General features: G+C 62.3%; 16 protein-coding genes. 9 read left to right on the top strand and 7 right to left on the bottom strand.

Annotated features, from left to right (window positions below; translation table 11 throughout):
- The coding region (locus KAZ48_08040; GenBank protein MBP7972737.1) for an MmcQ/YjbR family DNA-binding protein at positions 1 to 362 on the bottom strand (362 nt) is incomplete at its 3' end.
- A gap of 161 nt (positions 363 to 523) precedes the next feature.
- Between KAZ48_08040 and KAZ48_08035 the strand changes: the two genes are divergently transcribed.
- A complete protein-coding gene (locus tag KAZ48_08035; protein MBP7972736.1) occupies positions 524 to 1,846 on the top strand; it encodes a M20/M25/M40 family metallo-hydrolase in 1,323 nt (440 codons plus the stop codon).
- 36 nt (positions 1,847 to 1,882) lie between these two features.
- Here the strand turns inward: KAZ48_08035 and KAZ48_08030 are convergent, their stop codons facing one another.
- From KAZ48_08030 to KAZ48_08020, 3 genes are read right to left on the bottom strand one after another with little or no spacing between them, the layout of a single operon-like run.
- A complete protein-coding gene (locus KAZ48_08030) occupies positions 1,883 to 2,575 on the bottom strand; it encodes a GAP family protein (protein MBP7972735.1) in 693 nt (230 codons plus the stop codon).
- A gap of 40 nt (positions 2,576 to 2,615) precedes the next feature.
- On the bottom strand, positions 2,616 to 2,870 hold the full coding sequence (locus KAZ48_08025; GenBank protein MBP7972734.1) for a hypothetical protein: 255 nt from the start codon (positions 2,868 to 2,870) through the stop codon (positions 2,616 to 2,618).
- A 51-nt stretch (positions 2,871 to 2,921) separates the two neighbouring features.
- Positions 2,922 to 3,899 carry an aldo/keto reductase gene (locus KAZ48_08020; GenBank protein ID MBP7972733.1) on the bottom strand — a complete coding sequence of 326 codons (978 nt, stop codon included), beginning with the start codon at positions 3,897 to 3,899 and terminating at the stop codon, positions 2,922 to 2,924.
- 62 nt (positions 3,900 to 3,961) lie between these two features.
- Between KAZ48_08020 and KAZ48_08015 the strand changes: the two genes are divergently transcribed.
- Both KAZ48_08015 and KAZ48_08010 read left to right on the top strand, forming a co-directional pair.
- Positions 3,962 to 5,008, top strand: coding sequence for an LLM class F420-dependent oxidoreductase (locus KAZ48_08015; protein ID MBP7972732.1), 1,047 nt, complete (start codon positions 3,962 to 3,964; stop codon positions 5,006 to 5,008).
- Positions 5,009 to 5,044: 36 nt separating this feature from the next.
- Positions 5,045 to 5,866 (top strand): undecaprenyl-diphosphate phosphatase, encoded by an 822-nt coding sequence (locus KAZ48_08010; protein ID MBP7972731.1) that lies wholly within the window; start codon positions 5,045 to 5,047, stop codon positions 5,864 to 5,866.
- A gap of 54 nt (positions 5,867 to 5,920) precedes the next feature.
- Here the strand turns inward: KAZ48_08010 and KAZ48_08005 are convergent, their stop codons facing one another.
- Entirely contained in the window at positions 5,921 to 6,979 is a 1,059-nt protein-coding gene (locus KAZ48_08005; GenBank protein MBP7972730.1) for a magnesium and cobalt transport protein CorA, read from the bottom strand.
- 38 nt (positions 6,980 to 7,017) lie between these two features.
- Between KAZ48_08005 and KAZ48_08000 the strand changes: the two genes are divergently transcribed.
- The 4 genes from KAZ48_08000 to mshC are packed head-to-tail and all read left to right on the top strand — an operon-like array spanning position 7,018 to position 10,355.
- The gene (locus KAZ48_08000) at positions 7,018 to 7,773 is read left to right on the top strand and encodes an MSMEG_4193 family putative phosphomutase (GenBank protein ID MBP7972729.1); all 756 of its coding nucleotides are present in this window, start codon (positions 7,018 to 7,020) and stop codon (positions 7,771 to 7,773) included.
- Positions 7,774 to 7,783: 10 nt separating this feature from the next.
- Positions 7,784 to 8,335 (top strand): DUF3090 family protein, encoded by a 552-nt coding sequence (locus KAZ48_07995; GenBank protein MBP7972728.1) that lies wholly within the window; start codon positions 7,784 to 7,786, stop codon positions 8,333 to 8,335.
- Positions 8,319 to 9,119 (top strand): SCO1664 family protein, encoded by an 801-nt coding sequence (locus tag KAZ48_07990; GenBank protein ID MBP7972727.1) that lies wholly within the window; start codon positions 8,319 to 8,321, stop codon positions 9,117 to 9,119. The genes KAZ48_07995 and KAZ48_07990 overlap by 17 nt, the downstream gene beginning before the upstream one ends.
- 9 nt (positions 9,120 to 9,128) lie before the next feature.
- Positions 9,129 to 10,355 (top strand): cysteine--1-D-myo-inosityl 2-amino-2-deoxy-alpha-D-glucopyranoside ligase, encoded by a 1,227-nt coding sequence (gene mshC / locus KAZ48_07985; protein ID MBP7972726.1) that lies wholly within the window; start codon positions 9,129 to 9,131, stop codon positions 10,353 to 10,355.
- A 173-nt stretch (positions 10,356 to 10,528) separates the two neighbouring features.
- Here mshC and gnd read toward each other — a convergent pair whose 3' ends face one another.
- Positions 10,529 to 11,545 carry a decarboxylating 6-phosphogluconate dehydrogenase gene (gnd, locus tag KAZ48_07980; GenBank protein ID MBP7972725.1) on the bottom strand — a complete coding sequence of 339 codons (1,017 nt, stop codon included), beginning with the start codon at positions 11,543 to 11,545 and terminating at the stop codon, positions 10,529 to 10,531.
- 118 nt (positions 11,546 to 11,663) lie between these two features.
- On the opposite strand from gnd, the gene zwf reads away from it, so the two are divergent.
- Both zwf and pgi read left to right on the top strand, forming a co-directional pair.
- Positions 11,664 to 13,040 (top strand): glucose-6-phosphate dehydrogenase, encoded by a 1,377-nt coding sequence (gene zwf / locus KAZ48_07975; protein MBP7972724.1) that lies wholly within the window; start codon positions 11,664 to 11,666, stop codon positions 13,038 to 13,040.
- A 47-nt stretch (positions 13,041 to 13,087) separates the two neighbouring features.
- The gene (pgi, locus tag KAZ48_07970) at positions 13,088 to 14,734 is read left to right on the top strand and encodes a glucose-6-phosphate isomerase (GenBank protein ID MBP7972723.1); all 1,647 of its coding nucleotides are present in this window, start codon (positions 13,088 to 13,090) and stop codon (positions 14,732 to 14,734) included.
- 29 nt (positions 14,735 to 14,763) lie between these two features.
- Here pgi and KAZ48_07965 read toward each other — a convergent pair whose 3' ends face one another.
- Complete coding sequence (locus KAZ48_07965; protein ID MBP7972722.1) at positions 14,764 to 15,552, bottom strand: PAC2 family protein; 789 nt, start codon at positions 15,550 to 15,552, stop codon at positions 14,764 to 14,766.
- Positions 15,553 to 15,657: the final 105 nt, after the last annotated feature.

The raw sequence follows: 15,657 nt of genomic DNA, 5'->3' as shown, positions 1-15,657 counted from the left end.
GCCGTCAGCATTCGCTTCAGCGCGACCCTGCGATACGAGCTATCGACCAACTCCGTGACCTCTTGCCAGTCGACAGTCTCGGCAGCCAGGTCGAGGGCAAGCCAGCCGCTGGGCCCGAAATATGGCGGGCTGAAGAACCGCGGATCCTCAACCAGTGCGGCGCGGTCTTCGGCGTCCGGGGTGAAGATCAGCGCGCTGGGACATTCCTCCCCGGAACCGTAGACCGCAAAGATCTTCTTGCCCGCCCGGAACGTGGGTCGCCCCCAGGATTCCACCTCTGCCGACTCTGGCAGTTCCAGACAGAGCCCGCGCAGTCGCCGCAGGACCGGATCGTCCTCGTCATACATTCGCGGGTGCGCCACAGGCCGAGGTTAGCGGTGCTGGCGACCCAAATGGCGGGTTGCCGTGGTGCCCTTCGGGTTGTTGGGTGGCCGAACCTGCCGATGCCCGGCAGGATGAACCTGTGACCTCATCCTCGTCCCGTCCGGCCGACGCCCCATCCACGGCTGCCACCGAAACTGTCATCCAACCCGTCGATACCGCAGCCGCTGAGGCTGAGGTCGCGCAACTGGTTTCCGAACTTATCCAAATCGACACGTCCAACTTCGGGGATCAGGACGGCCCGGGTGAAGCCGCGGCAGCCGAGTACGTGCAAACCCGCCTGCTGGAGGTCGGTATCACGTCCGAACGTTTCAGCACCTCAGCTGACCACCGGCAGGGGGTACTCGCTCGCATCCCCGGACGCAATCCGGACCGACCGGCCCTGCTGCTGCACGGTCACCTGGATGTGGTCCCCGCCCCGGAGCCGGAGTGGCAGCACGAACCCTTCTCCGGCGACATCGACGAGGACGGCATGCTCTGGGGGAGGGGAGCGGTCGACATGAAGGACATGGACGGCATGATCTTGGCCGTCGTCCGCCAGTGGGCTCGCACCGGCGTCCAGCCCGACCGGGACATCGTCCTGCTGTTCCTTCCCGATGAGGAAGCGGGCGGCGTCCACGGCTCCGGGTGGTTGGTCGAGAACCGCCCCGAAATGTTCACTGGCGTTACCGAGGCAATCGGCGAGGTTGGCGGGTTCTCGCTGACCCTTGAGGACGATCTGCGCGTCTACCCGATCCAGATTGCCGAGAAAGGCATCGCCTGGATGAAGCTCACCGCCTTGGGAACAGCCGGGCACGGCTCATTTCTGGCGGCTGACAACGCCATCGACACACTGTGCGACGCTGCAGCCCGCATCGGAAATCATCAGTTCCCGCTTGAAATGACGCCAGCCGCCCGGGAGTTCGTCCGGCGCATCGAAGACCTGACCGGTGTCGCATTGGACCTCGACGATCCGGCCAGTGTGAGCGCGCGCCTCGGCAGCCTCGGTCGGATCATCGGAGCGACTGTCCGGAACACCGCCAACCTCACCATGTTGGACGCCGGCTACAAGGCCAACGTGATTCCCGAGGCGGCGACCGCAGCCGTGGACGGTCGATTCCTCCCCGGCATGGAAGAGCAGTTCCTCACCACGATTGACGAACTGCTCGGAGACGGCGTTACGCGCGAGTTCATCAACCACGACGTGGCTGTGGAGACCACCTTTGACGGGCCCACGGTGGACGCGATGGCTGCGGCGATCCGATCGGAGGATCCAAGCGGGATCGCAGTCCCGTACCTGATGTCGGGCGGCACCGACGCCAAGGCGTTCAGCAAACTGGGTATCCGCTGCTTCGGTTTCTCACCGCTGCTACTCCCGCCGGATCTTGATTTCTTCGGCATGTTCCACGCCGTCAACGAGCGGGTTCCGGTCGCGTCACTGCAGTTCGGGGTTCGGGTACTTGAGCGCTTCCTGCGCGCGACGTAACGCCCCGACCAACGCAGCGACGACGGCTGCGAATCCCTAGCCGAAGGCTCGCACGACCAGGTATGAACCGAAGACGATCGACGCACCAATCGTGATAGCCGGGCCGTGCAGCTTCAACCATTCGCCAGCCGGAGCGAGCTTCGTCTTCATCTCGTCGGTGGTTCGGACAGGCACGAGCATCGGTAACCAGACCGCAGCCATCGCGATTGCGATGACCAGTCCTATCACCGGTAGCTGCTCGTACAGCGGTAGCTGTGATGAGGAGATCCGCTGGAGCGCGGCGCAATAGAGCACCACCGTCGTGACGTTGCGCACCTGCATGAGGAAGCCGAGCGTCGTCTGGCGCCACATTGGTCCGGTCGCCAGTGCGCCAAAGCTGAACCGATGGTGTGTGCGGGTTGCATCCGCCGCATCCTTTTTCGGCCCCTGAACGAGTCGTAAGAAGCCCCACGCCACGAGCCCTCCGCCAAGCACGAGGTCAAGCGTTTTGGTGTAGTCACTGATCGTCTTGTCGATGTCCGACTCGATGCTCTGGACGGCCGACCAGACCGCCGTAAGCACGATTGCCGCCCAGAAGAGAAAGGCAGCGATTGCACCCAATGCGAATGCTCCGGCGCGCTCGCGCGGCTTGGATCTGCCACTGAGCAGCGAGATGACCAGGACCGTAATCGTCGGACTCAAGGCAGCCCCGATAGCCAACGGAACCACCACACCGAGCAACGACCACACAGCGGCAGTCTGCCCAAGTCGACCCGCCGGTGCGAGCCGACTAGTCCAGTTCTACGCCGACATCCATCCAACTCGGCCGCGGAACCCGCATCTGTCGACGTCGAAGCAGAGCCCAGCGCCGTCCGTCTCGATAGAGCCGAAGCCGTGCCAGTTCCCAATGGCCGTACTCGGCGTACTCGGTGAGCATGGTTTTGGCTTCCTGCCGGGTTGTCTGGGCGGGCATCGTGATCTCGCGCGTCTCCCACTGCACTCGCTTGTCCCGGCCTTGCCGAGTCACATCAGAGAATCGGGTCACTGTCGAAACCTCCGGTCGCTGCTTGCAGCCTAACCGTGCATGAGGACTTTCCTACCGCTGATTCCACCCGAACTCCGGGTAGCCACGCTCGGGACTTGACACGTCATCGAGGGCGTCGCGCACCGCGTCTGGGATATCCACCGAATCGGCGGCCAGCGCCGTGGTCAGCTGCGCGGCGGTGCGGGCACCCAAGATCGGGGCAACCACGCCCGGCTGATCACGCACCCACGCCAGCGCAACCTCCAGTGGTTGCACGTCCAGGCCCTGCGCTGCCGTGCAGACCGCGTCCACTACGCGACGCGAGGAATCACCGAGGTAGGGCTGCACGAAGGTGGCAAACGTCGGATTGGCTCCGCGGGACTCCGCCGGCGTTCCGGTCCGGTACTTGCCGGTCAATACGCCCCGACCCAACGGCGACCACGGCAGTACGCCGAGTCCGAGGTGCTGGCAGGCGGGCACGACCTCGCGCTCGATTCCCCGCTGCAACAGCGAATACTCCGACTGGGACGCGACGATGGGCAACTGGTGCGCGGCTTTGGCGAGTGTGGCCGCGTAGGCGACTTGCCAACCCGCGTAATTCGATACCCCGACGTAGCGCACCTTGCCCGAACTGACAGCGACGTCGATGGCTGCCAACGTCTCCTCGATCGGCGTCCACGGATCCCACGCATGCAACTGCCACAGGTCAACGCACTCCACACCGAGGCGGCGCAGCGAGCCGTCGAGCGAGTCGAGCAGGTGCTTGCGGGAGGCGTCGAATCGGCGTTCGCTACCAGGCCGTGAGACCGCCTTGGTTGCAAGTACGACCGAATCGCGTCGGTTTTCCTCGGCGAGCAACCGGCCCAAGAGGCGTTCGGCCGCGCCGTCGGCGTAGACGTCGGCCGTATCGATTAGATTCCCGCCGGCCTCAAGGAGCGCTTCGACCTGCTCGCGCGCTTCGTGCTCGTCGGTGTCGCGGCCCCAGGTCATGGTTCCGAGCGCCAAACGACCGACCCGTAACCCTGATGTGCCAAGTGCTCGTTGTTCCACGCGGTAACGCTACCCCGGCGTCGCAGTCAGGCGGAGCAGACACCGCGGGCTAGAGTCACGGCATGCGATTGGGATTGAACCTTGGATATTGGGGCGCCGGCAACGACGCCGACAACTTGGCGTTGGCTCGCGAGGCCGACCGCATCGGCTACAGCGTGGTCTGGGCAGCTGAAGCATATGGATCAGATACGGCAACGGTGTTGTCGTGGATCGCGGCGCAAACCGAGAACATCGATATCGGCAGCGCGGTCTTCCAGATCCCCGCCAGAACGCCTGCAATGACAGCGATGACAGCCGCCACGCTTGACACCCTCTCCGGTGGACGCTTCCGCTTGGGCCTTGGCGTCAGCGGTCCCCAGGTTTCCGAGGGCTGGCACGGCGTCAAGTTCGCCAAGCCGCTGGCTCGCACCCGCGAATACGTCGAGATCGTCAAACTTGCGCTCTCGCGGCAGCGGGTCAAGTATGACGGCGAGTTCTTCACGCTGCCGCTGCCCGACGGCCCAGGCAAGGCACTCACGCTGACCGTGCACCCAGTACGCGAGGAGATCCCGTTCTACCTCGCAGCAATCGGGCCCAAGAACCTCGAACTCGCCGGCGAACTCTTCGATGGCTGGCTGGCAATCTTCTACAACCCGGAATTCTCCGGCGAGTTGAAGGCGAACATCCTCACCGGCCGGGAAAAGGTCGGCAAGACGATGGAGGGCTTCGACATCGTTCCCACTGTTCCAGTCGTCATCGGCGACGATGTCAACGAGTGCGCCGGCCCGATCCGCGCGTACTCGGCGCTGTATATCGGCGGGATGGGTAGCCGGGAGAAGAACTTCTACAACCAGTTGGTCAGCCGGATGGGTTATGAGGAAGCGGCCGCAGAGATCCAAGACCTGTACCTGAGCAAGCGGCAGGTGGAGGCGATGGCTGCAGTACCGCTCGACTTCATTGACAAGACCTCGCTGATCGGTCCACGTGACCGGATCAAAGACCGCCTGCACGCCTACAACGACGCTGGCGTCACCACCCTGACAGTTGCGACCTACGCTGCTGATTTGGAAGAGCGGCTCAACGTCGTGCGGACCATGGCCGAATTAGTTGACGAAGCAGGACTGGCGTAACCCCGAACTGACCCGGGCAAGGAGTAACAAGGCACCATGAGTTGGTTCGAGGCAATCGTCCTTGGCATCGTGCAGGGGCTCACCGAGTTCCTGCCCATCTCGTCATCGGGACACCTGTTCGTCGTTCCGCAACTGTTCGGTTGGCCCGACGCTGGCGCATCCTTCACGGCGGTCATCCAACTCGGAACGATGGCGGCAGTGCTGCTGTTCTTCTGGCGCGACATCGTGCGCATCATCAACGCTTGGACACGAAGCCTGTGGACACCCACCCTGCGAGGGACACTCGACGCGAGGATGGGTTGGTACATCATCATCGGAACGATCCCGATCAGCATCGCGGGATTGGTCTTCGCCGACCAGATCAAGACCGTAGCCCGGGATTTGCGATTGACAGCGTCAATGCTGATTATCTTTGGCATCATTCTGTACATCGCCGACCGGGTGGGAAAGCAGAACAAGACCGAGAAGAACCTCAACCTGCGCGACGGTTTCCTGTTCGGGCTCGCACAGATGATGGCGCTCATTCCGGGGGTCTCGCGCTCCGGTGCAACCATCACGGCTGGTCGCTTCCTCAACTACAACCGTGAGTCTGCGGCTCGGTTCTCGTTCCTCTTGTCGATCCCAGCCATCGTCCTGTCGGGCCTCTACGAGGCAAAGGACATCGGTAGTGACGGTTCAGTTCAGTGGGGACCGACTCTGCTGGCTACTGCGGTGTCATTCGCGGTCGGCTATGCCTCAATCGCTTGGCTGCTGCGTTGGTTGACCAGCCACTCGGTACTGGTCTTCACCGTCTATCGCGTGTTTGCTGGCCTGGCGATTTTCGCCCTGCTCGCTGCGGGCGTCCTGACCACCGGGTAGCGGCTCGGCGAGTTTCGTCTCCGAGAGTTTCCGCCGTTGGCGGCCGACGACTGATTACAACCAGCCCGACCGCTTGAAGGCGCGGAACATGAGTCCGCACGCACCGGCCATGAAGGTCAGTACCGCCGGATAACCCCACCACGCGTGTAGCTCGGGCATGAAGTCGAAGTTCATGCCGTAAATGCCCGCGATCATCGTTGGTACCGCAGCCATTGCCACCCACGCCGAGATGCGTCGCATGTCGTTGTTCTGCTGCAGATCTTGGCGAGCTGTCGAGGCCATGAGCATGGTGAGCAGCAGACTGTCGTTGGTGTCGATCGCGTCGGAGGCTCGCATGATGTGGTCGCCGATGTCGCGGAAATATGGCCGCAGAGGCTCCGGCATTCGCACCATTTGCTCGCGGGACAGCAGTACAGCCCCACTGGCGAGCGGCGAAATCGCCCGCCGAATCTCGAGGTTCTCGCGCTTGAGTTCGTAGATCGCTTCGGACGTGTCGGTGCGCTCGGGCGAGAACACCGATTCCTCAATCTGTTCGATGTCACGAGAGATCTCGTCAACGACTTGCAGGTACTCGTCGGCCGCAGCGTCGAGTACCGCGTGCAGAATCGCCACGGGCCCGTGATCGAGCAACTCGTGAGTGCCATCGATGCGGTCGAGCACCCACGACATGTCACTGGTGAAGCCGAATCGAACCGTGACCACGTATCCGGTTCCAACAAAGACGGCCATCTGGCCGGTCTCGATGTCGCTGGTCGCTTCTATGTACTCCAACAACTTGAACACGACAAAGGCTCTGTCCGGATGAAGCTCGGCCTTGGCACGCTGGCGTGGATTGACCGCGTCCTCCATCTCCAGCTCCGCCAGGTTCAGCAGCTTCCCAACCGATTCCATCTCGGCCATCGATGGTTCGAACAACGCGATCCAGACAAACGACCGCCGGTCCTGAGTTGCCTGCGCCCTGCCGATCAGTTCGTGAAGCCGGGGCAGTAGTTGAGCGTCACCAGGTAGTTCTCCGGCCGGTAGCTCCGCACGGTCGGCACTGTCTGTCTGACTCTTACCTTCGCTGAAGTAGCCCATCACTTTGATCACGCCCAGCATTGTCCACCGGTTCATTCGCCCACGTCGAGTTGATGGGGCCTACGCTGGCGGCCGTGACGACAGTGATCCTCGTGCGCCATGGCCGAACCACCGCAAATGTTGATGGCGTACTTGCCGGCTGGTCACCGGGCGTTCACCTCGATGACACCGGGACGGCTCAGGCCGGCGCTCTGGCAGAACGCCTACGAGCTGTCCCGCTCACCCACGTGGTGGCCAGTCCGCTCGAGCGGACTCTGCAGACGGCGCGACCCATCGCGAAGGGGCGCGGGTTGAAGATCTCCCGGGATCGCCGACTCGGCGAGTGTGACTACGGCGACTGGACCGGCCGAAAGCTGCAGAAACTGGCGAAGGATCCACTCTGGCCGCGGGTTCAGGCGCACCCGTCGGCGATGGTCTTCCCAGGTGGCGAGTCGATGTTGCAAGCACAAACCCGATCCGTGCTCGCCTGCCGCGAGTGGGCCGGAAAATCCCACGATGTGGCTGGGGATATGGCAGTTCTCGCGGTCGTTTCCCACGGCGACATCATCAAGTCGATCCTGGCCGACGCGCTCGGTATGCACTTGGACGCGTTCCAGCGGATCGTCGTGGATCCGGGTTCCGTTTCGGTGATCCGCTATACCGCTCTGCGTCCATTCGTCGAGCGCACCAACGACACCGGGACTGATCTGTCATACCTGGCTCCCAAGCCTCCCGCCGGTCACAAGTCCAAGAAATCGACCCAGCGCAAGGGTGCCCGATCCGCTACGCCGAGCGCGAACTCCGACGCTGCGATTGGCGGAGGGGTCGGTTCTGGCGGGCGTCACGGCTAGGGTCGTATCCATGCCCAAGCAAGTACACCTGTTCGACCCACCAGAACGCTTCGTGGTTGGCACCGTCGGGCAGCCTGGGGATCGCACGTTCTATCTGCAGGCGCGCGAAGGGGCGCGCATCGTCAGCGTCGCGATTGAGAAGGAACAGGCGACCCTGCTGGCAGAGAAGGTGGTCGAACTGCTCGATGAGGTCTCCCGCCGACACCCCGAAGTATTGATGGGAACGGACCCGTCCGAGCCCGAGGATCTTGAGCCACTGGAGACACCGCTCGTCGAGGAGTTCCGCGTCAGCGCCCTCGGACTCGGCTGGAACGCCCTTACCGATCGCGTGATCATCGAGGGCCACGGCCCAACTGACGGTGACGTTCCAGACATCGAAGATGACTCCGACGAAGACGCCCCTGACTGCCTGCGCGTTCGCCTGACAGCGTCCATGGCCGGGGCCTTTGCCGCCCGCGCAGCAGCCGTTGTGGCCGCCGGTCGTCCGCCGTGTCCCTTCTGTCACCTACCACTGGATCCCGACGGTCACATCTGCCCACGGGCCAATGGGTATCGACGCTGACATTGCGGCGTCACTGAGTCGCGGCGAGATGTCGATTGTTGGACGCCTGGTCGACTCCAGCAACGCCGCGCTCGTGGTCAGATGCCAGCCAATCGACCAAGAACAGACCCCGGCGGTCGTCGCGGTTTACAAGCCCACCGCCGGCGAGCGCCCACTGTGGGACTTCCACCAGGACACCCTGGGCCACCGCGAGGTCGCCTCATACCTGCTCAGCGAGGCGCTTGGTTGGGCGCTGGTTCCGGTCACGGTCTGGCGCAACGACGGCCCAGCGGGTCACGGGATGTGTCAGCAGTGGATCGAGACCGATCCGACCGACGACTTCATCGATATCCTCCCGCCAGACCGAGTGCCTGCCGATTGGCACGTGGTTGTGGAAGGACGTGGCTCCGACGACGAGCCGGTCGTGCTCGCACATAGTGACGCCTTGGCGCTGCGTCGGATGGCAGCATTCGACGTGATCATCAACAACGCCGATCGAAAAGTCGGGCACCTCCTGGTCACCAACGACCACCTACTCGGCATCGATCATGGCGTCACCTTCAACGCCGACCACAAGTTGCGAACGGTGCTCTGGGGCTTCGCCGGCCTGTCTATCGACGAGTCCATCAGCAACGATCTAGCGACACTGCATGACTCGTTCTGGCAAGTTGCCGAGCGACTACGGCCTCACCTCAGGGAACAAGAGATCGACGCCACCTACCAGCGCCTCGTTGACCTGACGGCCAGCGGTGTCTTTCCTCACCCCAGCCCGACCGGGCCAGCGATTCCGTGGCCGATCATCTAGGGTCATGCCGTGCACGCGTGGCCCGAGCCGTTTGTCCCCGAACTGCCCGGCAACGGCATTCCGCTGCGCCTCTTCGACACCGTCACTCACGAAGTTCGCCCAACTGCACCTGGACCCACAGCCAAGATTTATGTCTGTGGCATCACCCCTTACGACGCCACACACATCGGCCATGCCGCGACCTACCTCGCGTTCGACCTGGTCAACCGACAATGGCGCGACAACGGTCACACGGTCGAGTACGCCCAGAACATCACCGATGTCGACGATCCGCTGCTCGAGCGAGCCACCGCGACCGGAGTTCCGTGGCAGCAGCTAGCGCACAGCCAAATCCAACTGTTTCGTGAGGACATGACCGAACTGCGGGTTATCCCGCCGCAGTACTACGAGGGCGTCGTGGATTCTCTGCCCGCCGTGGTCTCGGCCATCGAAACCCTGATTGAACGTGGCGCTGCCTACCGAGTCGATGACGACTGGTATTTCGACGTGAGCAGTGACCCGCGCTTCGGGTCCGTCGCACAACTCGCGCCGGACGAGCAACTGCGCCTGTTCGCCGAACGTGGGGGAGACCCGGATCGGCCCGGCAAGCGGCATCCCCTCGACGCCCTGCTGTGGCGTGCGGCACGCGAAGGTGAACCATCGTGGGAGTCAGCTATTGGGGCGGGCCGACCCGGTTGGCATATCGAGTGCGTGGCGATCGCTCTGCATCACCTGGGTATGTCGTTCGATGTCCAGGGCGGCGGCACCGATCTGATCTTCCCGCACCATGAGATGGGTGCGTCTCACGCCGATGCGATCACTGGCCAATGGCCGTATGCCCGGCTCTACGTGCACACCGGAATGGTCGGCCTCGACGGCGAGAAGATGAGCAAGTCCCGCGGCAACTTGGTGTTCGTCTCACGCCTCATTGAATCCGGCATTGATCCCATGGCGATCCGCTTGGCACTACTGACGCACCACTACCGTCACGATTGGCAGTGGACCGACGACGACCTGACCCTGGCCTCGGCTCGTTTGGATGCCTGGCGAGCTGCAGTATCGCCACCAACCGGACCCTCGGCGAGCACAACCCTGGCCGAGGTACGCCAAGCCCTCGCGGACGATCTCGACACGTCCCGAGCGCTGCGAGCCATCGATGCCTGGGCAGAGGAACAACGCGTCCGCCCCGGTGACGACCCCAGCGGCCCGGGAATCGTCTCCCGCCTAGCCGACGCCCTCCTAGGCATAGCGCTATAACCGATGCGCCGAACCACCCCGCACCGACCCCACCTACCCAAAGCTGGTCCTTTCACGCCCCCAGCGCAGAAAAGGAAAAGGTCGAGTTTGTTGTTAGATCCCGAACAAGCGTGAAAACGCTGTACCAGCGCGAGAGGGATCTAACAACAAACTCGACCTGACCCTGTTCCAAGCTAATCCTTTTTCTCGTCGTGCCCACCGAACTGCTTACGTTGGGCCGACTGAATCTTGTTCGCGAACGATGCCTTGCCCTGCGACGAGAACCGCGCATACAGCGATGCCGTGAGAACGTCTGCTGGGACACCTTCTTCGATGGCGGCGATGCTGGTCCAGCGGCCTTCTCCTGAATCAGAGACGCGGCCCCCGAACTCCTCCAGTGTCGGGGATTCGTAAAGCGCAATAGCGGTGAGATCCAGCAACCAGGACCCAATAACGGATCCGCGACGCCACACCTCGGTGATCTTCGTCAGGTCGAGGTCATATTGGTAGAACTCCGGATGCTCCAGCGGCGCGGTCTCGGCATCCTGATCCCGATTCTCCTTACCAGCATCCGCGTTCTTGAGGATATTCAGGCCCTCGGCGTAGGAGCTCATGATCGCGTACTCGATGCCGTTGTGAACCATCTTGACGAAGTGACCGGCACCGTTGGGCCCGCAGTGCAACCAGCCCTCTTCTTCTGGCGTGAACGGGCCCGATCGACCAAGGGTCCGTTCGATGTCACCCGGACCTGGGGCAACCGATGTCCAGATCGAGGAGAGATTGTCGACCTGTGCGTTCTCGCCACCGATCATCAGGCAGTAGCCGCGTTCCAGTCCCCACACCCCGCCGGAGGTCCCGCAGTCGATGAAGTGCAGGCCCTTCTCGGCGCCAGTCTTGGCGTGCCGGATGTCGTCGCGGTAGTAGGAGTTGCCACCATCGATGACGGTGTCACCTTCTTCCAGCAAGGCACTGACTTGGCCGATCACGACGTCGGTGATCTTCCCGGCCGGAACCATGATCCAGACGTTGCGAGGCCGGTCGAGCTTGGAGACGAACTCTTCTAGACTGTTCGCTCCGACGGCGCCATCGGCCACCAGTTCGGCGACCGTTGCAGGGTCGGTGTCATAGACGACGGCGCTGTGTCCGTCCTTCATGATTCGGCGGACGATGTTCGCCCCCATCCGCCCGAGACCGATCATTCCCAATTGCATTGGCTTGTCGGTTGCCACGTGTATTCCTCCAGATCGTTCGTCTGCGAGTGGCAAGTCCAGCAAACTGGGCGTGGTCCTCGCTAGGGTCGCTGCGAGACTATGGGAAAGGCAGGCCTTGATGACACTGCAAGCGTCCGATCGATTGGTGATTTTCGGAATTACCGGAGATCTGGCACGGAAGATGACCCTTCCTACCCTCTACCGACTTGAACGCAGGGGGATCCTCCGGGTCCCGATCCTGGCCGTTGCCTTCGATGACTGGACCCATGAGCAGTTGGTCAAGCATGCCTACGATTCGATCGAGACCGTAGAGGGATCAGTCGACAAGGCCGTGTTCGCTCGTTTGGCCCAACGCCTCACCTACTGCCACGGCGATTTCAAAGACCCCGCGCTCTACGACGAGATCACCAAGAAGATCGCTGGATCAGTCGCGCCCACCTACTACCTGGAGATTCCACCGAACCTCTTCGTCACCGTTGCCCAACAACTCGTCGCCGCCGGTCTCATGAAAGGCGATGCCCGGATCGTCTTCGAGAAGCCCTTCGGCACAAGTTATGAGTCGGCCGTTGAACTCAACAAGACGCTCCACGCGATCATGCGTGAGGACCAGATCTACCGCCTCGACCACTACTTGGGCAAAGAGCCCGTGCTTGACCTGCTGTACCTACGGTTCTCGAACACGATGTTCGAGCCCCTGTGGCAGAACCACTACGTCGACAGCATCATGATCACTATGGCCGAGGACTTCGGGGTCGCCGACCGTGGATCGTTCTACGACGTGGTCGGCACGGTTCGCGACGTGGTCCAGAACCACCTGCTGCAGGTCTTGGCCCTGACCACGATGGAAGTGCCGGTCAGTGACATTTCGACGCCGCGAATTGACATTTTCCGGGCCATGCCAGACGCCGATCCTGCTCATGTGGTCCGAGGACAGTACGCGGGCTATCAGGACGTCAAGGGCGTGAAGCAGGGATCGACAACCGAGACATTCGTGGCTCTCAAACTGCTCATCAACAGCTGGCGCTGGTCCGGAGTCCCAGTGTTCATCAGAGCCGGCAAGTGTCTACCGATGAAGGCGACCGAGGTCGTCATCCGCATGAAGAAGCTGAAACCGATCTACATCAATGGTCGACTGCGGGAATCGCACTGGTACGACGACTACATCCTTCGACTCGGTGGCGATGCCGGCATCTCCTTGTCAGTGCGGGTTAAGTCTCCGGGCGAAGACAACGTTGAGCCGGTGAAGTTGAGCGTCGACTTCTCCAAGGCGCTTGGCGACGTACCCGAGCCTTACGAACTCCTGCTCACCAGCGCTATGCACGGCGATCGAGGCTTCTTCCCTGACGAGCGAACGGTCGAGGAGACCTGGCGCATTGTCGAGCCAATCCTGCAGATGGACTCCCCACCGGAGATCTACGAGCCGGGAAGCTGGGGACCCAAGGCCGCCATTGATATGACCGCAAGCCACGGGGGCTGGCGAGTTCCCACCCTCTGAGGTCCGCAAGCCACCATCGCCAGCACCAAAATCAACGAGGAGATCCAGTGCCCGACTATGACCCCGATGGCCTGACTGCCGCCCCCGCTTGGAAGGAACTTGAATCCAAGTTCAGCCACTTCGGTCAGACCAAGCTGCGTGAGCTCTTTGAGCAAGATCCCGACCGTGCAAAGACGTACACCACAACGGCACTTGGCTTGCACATGGACTACTCAAAACAGCGGGTGGACCAGGAGACTCTCCACCTCCTGCTCGCGCTGGCCGAGCAGCGCGGCGTCCGCGAACGCGCCCAGGAAATGTTCGACGGAGTTCACATCAACGTCACCGAAGATCGCGCCGTTCTCCACACTGCGCTGCGGGACCCACGCTCTGTATCGCTCACCGTCGACGGTCAGGACGTGGTCGCAGACGTCAATGACGTCTTGGACAAAATGGCTGCCTTCGCCGACAAGGTCCGCAGCGGCGAGTGGAAGGGCCACACCGGCAAGCGGATCAAGACGGTCATCAACGTCGGCATCGGTGGATCCGATCTGGGTCCTGTCATGGCGCACGAGGCTTTGCGCTACTACTCGCAGCGCGACATGGACTTCGTCTACGTGTCCAACGTCGATGGCACCGACTTTGCCGAGGCGGTAGAGGGACTGTCCGCCGACGAGACCCTCTTCATCATCTCTTCCAAGACCTTCACCACCCAGGAGACGATGACTAACGCCCACTCCGCACGTCGCTGGGCAATGGATCAACTCTTTGATGACTCTGCGATTGCCAAGCACTTTGTCGCCGTATCCACCAATGCCGAAGCCGTTGGTGAGTTCGGCATTGACGTTGCCAACATGTTCGGCTTCTGGGACTGGGTCGGCGGTCGGTATTCAATGGACAGCGCCATCGGCCTGTCGACGATGATCGCGATCGGTCCCGACGGCTTCCACGAGTTACTGGCCGGCTTCCACGACATGGACGAGCACTTCCGAACCGCGCCATTCGACGCCAACCTCCCGGTCTTGATGGGTCTGCTCGGAATCTGGAATCGCAACTTCCTCGGCTGCGCGACCGTCGCGGTGTTGCCCTACGAGCAGTATCTGAAGCGATTCCCGGCCTACTTGCAACAACTAACGATGGAGAGCAACGGCAAGCACGTCACGTTGACCGGACAAGAGGTCACGTACGAAACGGGACCGATCTACTGGGGCGAACCTGGAACCAACGGACAGCACAGCTTCTACCAAATGATTCATCAGGGCACGTCCATCATTCCTTGCGACTTCCTCTTCTTCGCCCAGCCGCTCAACGTCGTTGCGGCCACCGATGCGCCTGATCACCATGACTTGTTGGTTGCCAACGTGCTGGCCCAATCGGCAGCGCTGGCCTTTGGCAAGACGGCAGCGGAGGTAGCTGCCGAAGGCGTGCCGGCCGACATCGTGCCGCACAAGGTGATGGAGGGGAACCGACCGTCCACGACGATCATGGCCGAGAAGCTCGACCCCCGAACCCTTGGCAAGTTGGTCGCACTCTATGAGCACTCCGTGTTCACCCAGGGCTGCATCTGGGGGATCGACTCGTTCGACCAGTGGGGCGTGGAACTGGGCAAGATCATGGCGAGGAAGATCGTCCCCGTGCTGGTGGACGGAGCCATGGATCCGACACTGGACTCCTCGACAATGGCTCTTGCCAACAAGTACCGCTCCGACAAGTAAGTCCAGAACCGCAGCCGTCGTTAGGTCGACTAGCTGCGGCGCCGCAGATAACGTTCGAACTCCGCGGCGATCGCATCCCCGCTCGCCTCGGTCATTTCCTCGCTGTCGCGCGCCCGCTCGAGTTGCGCCACGTACTCACGGATCTCCTCATCCTCCTGCGTCATCTCCTCGACACCTCGCTGCCAGGCAGCCGCATCGTCGGGCAGGTCGGCTAGCGCGATCGCCGAGCCGGTCACGTCCTCAAGTCCGCTGATCAGGGCCATCGCCGCCTTGGGGCACGGCGTCTGCGAAACATAATGTGGAACTGCCGCCCACAGCGACAATGCATTGATCTGCGCGGTGTCGCACGCATGCTGAAGCACCCCGACGATTCCCGTCGGTCCCTCGTAGTTGGACTGTTCCAAACCCATCTCGGCGATCAGTTGGGGCGCGGTTGCGAACGCCGTCATAGGGATTGGTCGCGTGTGGGGGACATCTGCTAGGAGCGCACCAAGGTTGACAACCAGTTCGATGTCCAGGTCTCGGGCAACCGAGAGAATCTCCTCGCAGAAGCCTCGCCAGCGCATGTTGGGCTCGATCCCGTGAACCAAGACGAAGTCCCGGTCGGCGCCCCGGGCGAGGTAGAAGCGCGTGGTGGGCCAGGTAATCGTTCGACCAGCGCCTTCGACCCGAACGTGCGGTCGAGTGACCTGGAAATCGTAGAACGGGTCTGGATCGATCTCGGCGAGCACCTCGGCATCCCACACCTGGCGGAGATGATCGATCGCGTCGGTGGCGGCCTCGCCAGCGTCGTTCCAACCCTCAAACGCCGTGACCATCACCGGCGAACGCAATTGCGGCAACGCCTCCCACTCAATCAACGTTCCTCCTGTGGCATTGAACCCGCGCGACCAATAGGACAGTTGCAGCCTAGGTGGATTTGT

The sequence above is a fragment of the Candidatus Nanopelagicales bacterium genome (genome assembly GCA_018003655.1).
Lineage (GTDB): Bacteria > Actinomycetota > Actinomycetes > S36-B12 > UBA10799 > JAGNDY01.
Note: the sequence above shows the minus strand (reverse complement) of the source record. Positions and strands in the feature narration are given on the sequence as shown.